General features: G+C 66.0%; 7 protein-coding genes. 3 read left to right on the top strand and 4 right to left on the bottom strand.

All coding sequences use genetic code 11. The annotated features are described in order from the left end of the window. Positions 1-165 precede the first annotated feature (165 nt). The gene (locus ACFVVM_RS30765; RefSeq protein ID WP_387625478.1) at positions 166-1158 is read right to left on the bottom strand and encodes a DoxX family protein; all 993 of its coding nucleotides are present in this window, start codon (positions 1156-1158) and stop codon (positions 166-168) included. A 132-nt stretch (positions 1159-1290) separates the two neighbouring features. Between ACFVVM_RS30765 and ACFVVM_RS30760 the strand changes: the two genes are divergently transcribed. Continuing rightward, a complete protein-coding gene (locus ACFVVM_RS30760; protein WP_387625476.1) occupies positions 1291-1893 on the top strand; it encodes a class I SAM-dependent methyltransferase in 603 nt (200 codons plus the stop codon). Positions 1894-2014: 121 nt separating this feature from the next. Here the strand turns inward: ACFVVM_RS30760 and ACFVVM_RS30755 are convergent, their stop codons facing one another. After that, entirely contained in the window at positions 2015-2971 is a 957-nt protein-coding gene (locus ACFVVM_RS30755; RefSeq protein ID WP_387625474.1) for an alpha/beta fold hydrolase, read from the bottom strand. 184 nt (positions 2972-3155) lie between these two features. Here ACFVVM_RS30755 and ACFVVM_RS30750 point away from each other — a divergent pair, with 184 nt between their 5' ends. Together ACFVVM_RS30750 and ACFVVM_RS30745 are read left to right on the top strand one after the other, a co-directional pair. Further along, complete coding sequence (locus ACFVVM_RS30750) at positions 3156-4247, top strand: agmatine/peptidylarginine deiminase (RefSeq protein WP_387625472.1); 1092 nt, start codon at positions 3156-3158, stop codon at positions 4245-4247. Positions 4248-4288: 41 nt separating this feature from the next. Further along, entirely contained in the window at positions 4289-4855 is a 567-nt protein-coding gene (locus ACFVVM_RS30745; RefSeq protein WP_387625470.1) for a TetR/AcrR family transcriptional regulator, read from the top strand. Here the strand turns inward: ACFVVM_RS30745 and ACFVVM_RS30740 are convergent. Together ACFVVM_RS30740 and ACFVVM_RS30735 are read right to left on the bottom strand one after the other, a co-directional pair. Continuing rightward, complete coding sequence (locus ACFVVM_RS30740) at positions 4847-5158, bottom strand: hypothetical protein (protein WP_387625468.1); 312 nt, start codon at positions 5156-5158, stop codon at positions 4847-4849. The genes ACFVVM_RS30745 and ACFVVM_RS30740 overlap by 9 nt on opposite strands. A gap of 387 nt (positions 5159-5545) precedes the next feature. After that, a complete protein-coding gene (locus ACFVVM_RS30735) occupies positions 5546-8533 on the bottom strand; it encodes an Eco57I restriction-modification methylase domain-containing protein (RefSeq protein ID WP_387625466.1) in 2988 nt (995 codons plus the stop codon). Positions 8534-8706 lie beyond the last annotated feature (173 nt).

Raw genomic sequence — 8706 nt, 5'->3', positions numbered from 1 at the left:
GGGCGCGGCAGTTCGGCGCGGCAGTTCGGCGCGGCAGTTCGGCGCGGCAGTTCGGCGCGGCAGTTCGGCGCGGCAGTTCGGCGCGGCAGTTCGGCGCGGCAGTTCGGCGGCTGCGCCTTGATGGGCGCAGCCGCCGTTTGAGTGTGGTGTCGTGGTTTGGGCGGGTCAGCCGGCCGCTCGACGTTCCCGTGCCGCGTCGGCGAGTTGTTCGCCGCGTTCGCGCGCGAGCTCCGCTGCGTGGGTGCCACGTTCCTTGGCGGCGCCGAGCAGGCGCGAACTCCGGTGGCGCGCAACCTCAGCCACCTCGGGACCGCGATCCTTGGCCAGCTCGGCCCACTGCGAGCCTCGCTCGCGGGCGGCGTCGGCCACCTCGGGGCCCCGGCCCTTCACGATCTCGGCCAACTGTGTCCCGCGCGCACGGGCCGCCTCGGCGAGCTGCGGACCGCGCTCACGGGCGATCTCGGCCAAGTGACTGCCGCGTTCCTGCGCGGCCTCGGCCAGCTGCGGCCCACGCTCGCGGGCGATTTCCGCCAGATGGCTGCCACGCTCCTGCGCGGCTTCCGCCAGCTGCGGACCACGCTCGCGGGCGATATCGGCCAGTTGCGCCCCGCGGTCGTGGGCGACTTCGGCCAGGTGCGCACTGTGGACCTTGGCCGCGCCGACCAGCGCCGCGCCCTCGGCCGCCACCTTCGGCTCCTGCCGGGACAACGCGCGCCTGGCTCGCCAACCCAGCGACGGCTTGCCCTCGGTATCGGCGGCCGCGATCAGCAATCCACCGAGCAACCCGAGGTCCTTGAGGAATCCGGCGCGCTTGGCGGCCTTGCGGTCGGGGTCGTTCTCGGCCCAGAAGTCCTGCTCGGTGACGGTGCCGGGCACGACGGTCGCCGCCAGCACGAAGGCCGCCGGACGCGGTGCCCGCCCACTGGCGAGCAACAATCCACCCGCGATCTGCGCCACCGCGTTGATCTGCACGAACCGGCTGGGATCCTCGGGCACCTTCGCGGCCAGCGCATCGGGCAGGCCGGTGCGCCCACGGTCGGCGAGCGCGGTCGCGGCCTCGGCACGCGGTTTCGGATTCATCAGCCCGTTCACCCCACCGGCAACGAACGTGGTGGCCAACAGTGTGCGGGCAATGCGTCGGACAGGCCTGATCGGCATCGTCTAGTCCCTTCGTCTACGACTGGGAAAAGCGGCTCCTCCCCCATTCGACTACCCGGGTCTTCCCATCACAAACGACCGACACCACCGGGCATGCCCTCCCCGGTGACCGTCCCCGCTACCGTCGACCGAGTGCCCGACAACACCGTCCGCGCCGCCTACACCGCGGTCAACCAGCTCTACATCGACCTCTTCGGCTCCCCCACCGACCTCGACCCCGCCTACACCACCTTCATCCTCCGCCACCTCACCGAGGGCCCCGTCCTCGACCTCGGCTGCGGCCCTGGCCACTTCACCAAGGTCCTCACCGACGCGGGCATCCCCACCACCGGCATAGACCTGGTCCCCGAATTCATCACCCACGCCCGAACCACCTACCCCACCCTCGACTTCGAACTCGGCTCCTTCCGCACCCTGAACACCCCACCCGAATCCATCGCGGGAATCCTCGCCTGGTTCTCCCTCATCCACATCCCACCCCCCGAACTCCCCACCATCCTCACCGAATTCCACCGAGTACTCCGCCCCGGCGGAGCACTCGTCCTCGGCTTCTTCGACGCCGAGAACGAAGTCGAAATGTTCCCCCACAAAGTCACCAACGCCTACCGCTGGCCCATCAACAACCTCATCACTCTCCTCCAAACCACCGGTTTCACCGAACTCGACCGCCTCCAACACCCCGCCACCGCCACCACCCGCCGCCACGCCGCCCTCGCCTGCGCCCGCAGGGAGTAATCCACCCCGAGCTGGACAGTCGATCACCACGCTCTGGTGGCGTTCGCCTCTCGGCCGATACTCACCTGAGAGCGTGGTGATCAACGGTCCAATATCGCGGGGTGGCGAATTTCGAGGCTCCCTAGGCGGCGAGGGCCAGGTCGGTGCGGTCGACGGTGTTGGTATCGCCGGCACGGGTGAGCAGGCGGGTGATGGCCTGGGTGACCTGGCCCGGCTGCTCGAGGATCACCGAGTGGCCTGCGCCTTCGATCATGACCAGGTCCGAATAGTCGACCGCGGCGGCCATGGCGACGGAATGCGCGGGCGGGGTCATGAGGTCGGCGGAACCGCACAGGATCATGGTGGGGATCGTCGACAGGTCGGGCAGGACGTCGGTGCGGTCGTAGGTCATGAAGGCGCTCAGGAAGCTCGCCATCGTCACGATCGGGGTCGCGTTGTGCATGGCCGCGGCCAGGGTGAGCACGCGCGGGCTCACCTTGCCGTCGCCGAATTCCGCGGCGCGGACCACCGGGGCGAAGACCTTGCAGGCCAGCAGCTTCACTCGCTGCATCAGCCGCGGCGCGCGGCGCACGGCCGCCTGGAATCCCGAGATGAACGGGTTGCGCAGCAGCCGTCCGAAGCCCGCGTCGGCCAGTCCGCTCGCGGCGGTGGCGATCAGCCCGACGCCGACGACGCGAGTGCCGATCTCGTGCCGGTAGCGGTCGGCGTAGGTCAGCACGGTCATCCCGCCCATCGAATGACCGACCAGCACGACCGGCCCGTTCGGGGCGACCACGTCGAGCACATCGTGCAGGTCCTGGCCGAGCTGTTCGAGGTTGTAGGTCTGCCGGGGAGCCGTGGCCGAGTCGCCGTGACCGCGGTGGTCGTAGCAGACGACCCGCGCGGCGGGGTGCTCGCGCAGCAGCGCGTCGCGCACATCGGTCCACGATTCGCTGCGCAGGCAGTGTCCGTGGATGAGCACGACGGTCAGATCCGCGGACCGCCGACCGTATTCGCGAACCGCGAGCTCCACCCCGTCCGCGGTCGAGACCATGACGCGACGCTCCGCCGAGTGGGCGATGGTGCTGATGATCGACATCGGGGGCCTCCGGGTTCGGGTGCGGTGACAGGTTCCACTTTCCACCGGATCGCCCGCCGTCATCAGTGCCCCGAGTGCTGGTCCCGCGACCCCGAGGGTGCGTAGAACCCCACCTAGGTGCCACCGTCCTTGACTGAAATTTCAGTCAGGGTCTATCCTCGGGGAACCCGAAGGGAGCATTCAGATGCGACGACGAACGTTCGTCCAGACCACGATGGCCGCGCTCGGCAGTGTGCTGTGGGTCGGCTGCGAGACCCAGGTCGACGACACCAGGACTTGGCTCATGCCCGAGGAGGGCCAACCGCACAAGCGCACCTGGATGGCTTTCGCCACCGACGCGGATATCTGGGGTGCGGATCTGGTACCCGAGGTGCAGCGCAACCTGGCCACCATCGCCACCACGATCGCCCGCTATGAACCCGTCGCCATGCTGGTACGCCCCGACGAACTCCCCCTGGCCCAGCGCCTGATCGGCACCGCGAACGTGGAACTGATCCCCACCGACCTCGACGACCTGTGGATGCGCGACACCGGCCCGGTCTTCGTCCGCAGCGGCAGCGCCAAGGCCGGAGTGGATCTCAACTTCAACGGCTGGGGCGACAAGCAGCCCCACCGCGCCGACGCGAAAGTCGCGGAGTTCGTCACCGGCCGCGCGGGCAGCGAAACCCGGCACACCGATCTGATACTCGAAGGCGGCGCGCTCGAGGTCGACGGCGAGGGCACCGCGATCATCACCGAGAGCTGTGTGCTCAACGCCAACCGCAATCCCGGCTGGACGAAACGCGACGTCGAGGAAGAACTCGCCTACCTGTTCGGCATCACGAAAGTGATCTGGCTACCCGGCATCGCGGGCGAGGACATCACCGACGGGCACACCGATTTCTACGCCCGCTTCACCGGCCCCGGCGTGGTGGTCGCCGGACTCGACAACGACCCGGAGTCCTTCGACTACGACGTCACCCGCCGCCACCTCGACATCCTGCGCACGGCGACCGACGTGCACGGCCGACCCCTGCGGGTGGAGGTGCTGACCGGCCCGTCGACCGTGCGCGAACAGTTCGGGAACGACGATTTCGCCGCGGGCTACATCAACTTCTACGTCTGCAACGGCGCCGTCATCGCCCCGGAGTTCGGCGACCCGGCGGCCGATGCCGCCACCGCCGCCACCCTGACCCGGCTGTTCCCCGGCCGCGAGGTGGTGCAGATCAACATCGATGGCATCGCCGCAGGTGGCGGCGGTATCCACTGCACCACCCAGCAGGAACCCGTCGACTGAGCGGTGCCCGGTGGATGGCCGGGCACCTACTGTGAGGAATCGTGTCGGATCGTCGAACCCAGATCATGGAAGCCGCGGTCCGCGTCATCGCCGAGGACGGCGTGCGCGGACTGCGGGTCGAAAAGCTCGCCGCCGCGGCCGAAGTGTCGACGGCGCTGATCTACTACCACTTCAAGGACCGCGCCGGAATCCTGCGGGCCGCCCTCGAACACATCAACCACCGCGCCCAGACCTACACCGACGTCCCCGCCACCAACCCCCGCACCCGCCTCGAACAGATGCTCCTACGCGAACTCCAGGACACTCCCGAAGTCCGCCAGAACAGCATCGCCTGGGGCGAACTCCGCGCCACCGCTGCCTTCCACCCCGACCTCCGCGACTCGCTGCGCACCACCACCGAGACCTGGAACTCGGACATAGCCGCCCTGATCCGCGAAGCCCAAACCGCAGGCACCGTCGCGGATTCGGTCGACCCCACCGCCACCGCCGAACGCCTCACCGCCCTGGTCGAGGGCCTCAGCGAACGCTGGCACAGCGGCACCCTCGCCCTCCCCCGAGCCCGCCAACTCCTCACCGGCGCAATCGAACTCGAACTCACCTCACCGTGAGTCGCCATCAGGCTCGACCGAATGTCGCGCGAACCAGGTCAGCAGCTGGTCCGCGAACGAATCCGTCCGCGCACCGAAGGGATCGAGCCCGAAGTGGTCTTCGATTTCGCGCCAAAGGAATTCGCTGATCTCGGCCCGGCTCTCACCCCTGCCCAGCCGCACCAGGACCGGCCCGATGAGACAGTCGTACTCATCCGACGGAAAGTCCAGCTCCGCGTCGTAGACCCCGATCGGATCCCAGCGGTTCAGCAGGTACCGCAACTCCGGCTGCAACGACGCCAGCCACTGCGCATCAGCGCCCATCAGACGTTGAAGCGGAACTCCACCATGCGCATCTCGGCCAAGAAGCCACCACTAAGGTGACATATCAGAGGTTGAAGCGGAACTCGACGCAGCCACCGCAGTGTGTGCACCCCGCCGGAGCCGACGCTCTGACGCCGACCCACACCTTGACTAGCGTGGTGAATGCTCGACGCAGCAAGGCCCGTTCGCCCGGGCGTTGATGGTTTCACCGCGACGCCGTAGCGGCCCAGGCTCGCCATCCATGACAAGATCATAGTTCGCTTTCAAGAGCGTCTGCGTCAGGCGCTCATGCATGCCGATGTCGTTCAGCGGACTGTCGTACAAGCCTCACATGTTCGTCCACGCGCTCCGATTCCAGGTTGCGCCCCATTGAACACCACGCTCCTACTATCGAAGGTCCTGAACATCCACCTCTTTCAGCCGCCAGCGGGCGAGGAACTGCAGTCGGATATCCATGGCCAGCAGACGCATCTGGTTCTGATGCTGGGCTTGTTTACGAGCAGGAACCAAGTCCGAGTCCTCCGTCTGGTGCCGCAACGACAGGGCTTTGGACGAAATTTCGCTGTGCCAGAGCACGTCCTGCGGATCGCCGAAGTCCAATCGTGGGAGCGGGACCGCGGCGATTACGTCCGAGCCGCGGGCGTAGTAGCCGCCGCGGAAAGGGCTACCACGCTTGCGAAGGAACATCTCGATCTCCGGCTGGTCGAGGAGGGCCAGCACGAAGTCGAGTGAGTAGTCACCGGTCTGAAACATCATCACCTCTCCGGCCGTGCCGCCGGACTGGACGATGATCCCCTCGGCATCCATCCCGTACTTCCGACCCTTCTGGTTCACCGAGTAGATGATCTTGGGCTGCTGAGGCGAGTAACCGATGGCCTGGGTGCGTCCGTAGACGTAAAACGCTCCCTGGTCTCGCATCTGGCGCCTGGCCTGGGCGTCTCGATTCTCGAGGTCGGCCTTGTGCGCCAGGAGATAGGCGTAGGCCAGCGGGTAGTCCTTCTTCATCACCGCTTCGGGGATGGCCTGCACCCCAGAAGGGTTCTGGGGTGCAGGCCAGTAAGGGTAGATGATCAGCGAGTCAGGCCTGACATATCGGCGAGAGCGCACCAGGCGAGAGTCGTCGATGTACGGCCTGGTGACTGCCTTCTCGATCTTCCAATGCCTCGACTGTTTGGTCTTCGGGTCTGGTTTGGTGAACTCGACGTAGTCTCCCTTGGCCGTGACGTTGGTCAGGATGTAGACGCTGTTCCTGCTCGTCTGGACGCCATTGCGCACGTCAAAGACTTCCGCAAGTGGGATCGAGTCCGCGAACAGTGCGTCGAACACCTTTTTCTCGGTCGGGTTGGCGGGCAGGACCCAAGGGCCTTCCGAATCGGACGGGAGAGCGGAAGCAGGCAGCTTGACACCTTCATACCTGCCGAGTGCGAACTCCTCGAAGGACTCGGGCTCGGCGTACGTGAGCGGCTTGCCAGCGGCATCTGCTTGGAGGACCAAGGCACAGACGTAGACCGACTTGCCTTCGAAGACGGTCACGTGCCGGAAGTTGGTCAGCCAGACGGGGCTGACATCGCCGCGCAGTAGAGCCCTGAACATCTTGGCGGACACCACGGTCATCCACTTGTTCGGAATGACCACCGCGGTCAGTCCAGCTGGCGCGAGATGTGTGACGGCGAGCTCGACGAATGGGAAGTACTTGTCGAACTGGCGCTCCGTGGTCTCGTACTCGGCCTTGAGGTACTGGTACTCCCGCGGGTCGTAGTTCTTCATGTTCTCGGCGCTCATGTAGGGCGGGTTCCCCACGATGAGGTTGAACTCGGCCGGCAGGGCTGTGGCGCCCAGGTCGAGCGGGTTGGTCAGGTCCAATTCGTCGGCGGTGGCGTTCGGAAGTTCGCGAACCAGCGTGTTGCCATGAACGATGTTCTGGGTCAGGTCGGGAAGAATTTTCTGCCCTTTGGGCAGAGTCTCGCCGGTCTCGTCGTCCAAAAGCCGGACTAGGAGGCTGAAACGGGCCACCTCGACCGCGTTGTAGTCGACGTCGATGCCGAAGAAGCTCTCGGCAAGCAGGTGCTTCTTTTCCTCGAACGACAGCCGCCACTCGTCGTCGCTTACTCGAAGCAAGCCGTCGGTGTCGCCGTCCGCGACGCGGCGCAGGGTCTCCCGTTCGGCAACCTGGTTGAACGCGGCGAGCAGGAAGCGCCCGGACCCGGTTGCGAAGTCGAGCACGTTCGGCTCTCGGAGATCATGGTCCAGCCGTTCAACAGCGGCTTCAACGGTGGCGTCGACGAGCGCCTGCGGGGTCGTCACGACGTCCCTTCGGGTGTACTCAGCTTTCTTTGCCAGTTCCGCCTTCTCGCGCCTACCGCTGCCGGTGATTACCAGGTGCTCAGCCAGGGAAGCCTCGTAAACCAGGCCCAGGAAGTCGGCGTCCAGGACGGCGAACGAGAACGGGGACTTGGGCGAGTAGAGGCGGTCCACAATGCCCGCCAGCACCCCAGTGCTGACCCTGAGGATGGAATCGTCCACGTTCCCAGCAGTGGAGAAAAGCCCCGTGTTGTAGCGGCGGTTGAGCCGTTTGAAAAGGCCGGACACAGTTGTCGTGCTGCTATGGGCGAAAGCCTTACGCAGAGTCTCTTCACCCTCGATCCCGCGGTCCTCGCACATACGCACGAAGATGAGCCGGTTGAGCAGCTGCTGGACGGCGTCGTTGACTGTCTCAGCATCGACGCTCGGGTCACGGGCCAGGATGTCGGTGCCGATCTCTACCCGCCACTGGTTGAAGTGCTGGATGAAGGCTTCGTCGGCGGGCAGGGGCTGGTGTTCGCGAGCGACCTGGAACCGATCCTCCCAGCCGAGGCCGTGGACCTCATCGCGGCCCAGGATCGATTTGATCTCGTCCCAGTTCGCCTCGTAGGTGTCGTAGTCCCAGGTGAAAAGCCGGGCTGTCTCGGGGCGGTCGATGGTCTCGTCGACGGGCACCGAGGCGTCGTAGATGACCAGCGACCTGTAGTTGGTGAGGACGACGATGGCGTGGCGGTCGGTGTATCCGTACCGGCGAGCCTGGAAAATCGCCTGGCGGTCAATGCGGATGTCCACGTAGGGCTTCTTCGCCTCTACGTGGAACCGTGGCAGGCCACTTGCCCTGACCGTATAGTCGGGACGCTTGTCGGCGCCGCCCTCGCGGACCTGCCTGGTCTCTCGTACGACCTCACGCTTGGATGGGATTAAGCCCAACTTGTTGGCGACGTCCCACCCGAGGAGGTCGAGCACCGGGTCGATGAACTCGATCCGGGTCTCGTCCTCGCTGTATCCGCTCGCCGCGTTGTAGACGTTCGTACCGTCGTCGAACTTCTTCCTCAGGTCAGCAAGCGAAACCATGCGCCCTTAATTTCCTCGCGGCAGCGATCCATCAGACTGCCACATCTTGCCCTTTGTCGGCACCGGCTGGTGCTGACGCCTTGTCGTCGGCCTCGACTTCTCGCAGCCGCCGCGCCATAAGCCTTCGCCGCGCCCGCTGGATCACCGCGATCTCTTCGACGGTAAGCCCGGCG

It is taken from the genome of Nocardia sp. NPDC058176, from assembly GCF_042883805.1.
Classification (GTDB): domain Bacteria; phylum Actinomycetota; class Actinomycetes; order Mycobacteriales; family Mycobacteriaceae; genus Nocardia.
Note: the sequence above shows the minus strand (reverse complement) of the source record. Positions and strands in the feature narration are given on the sequence as shown.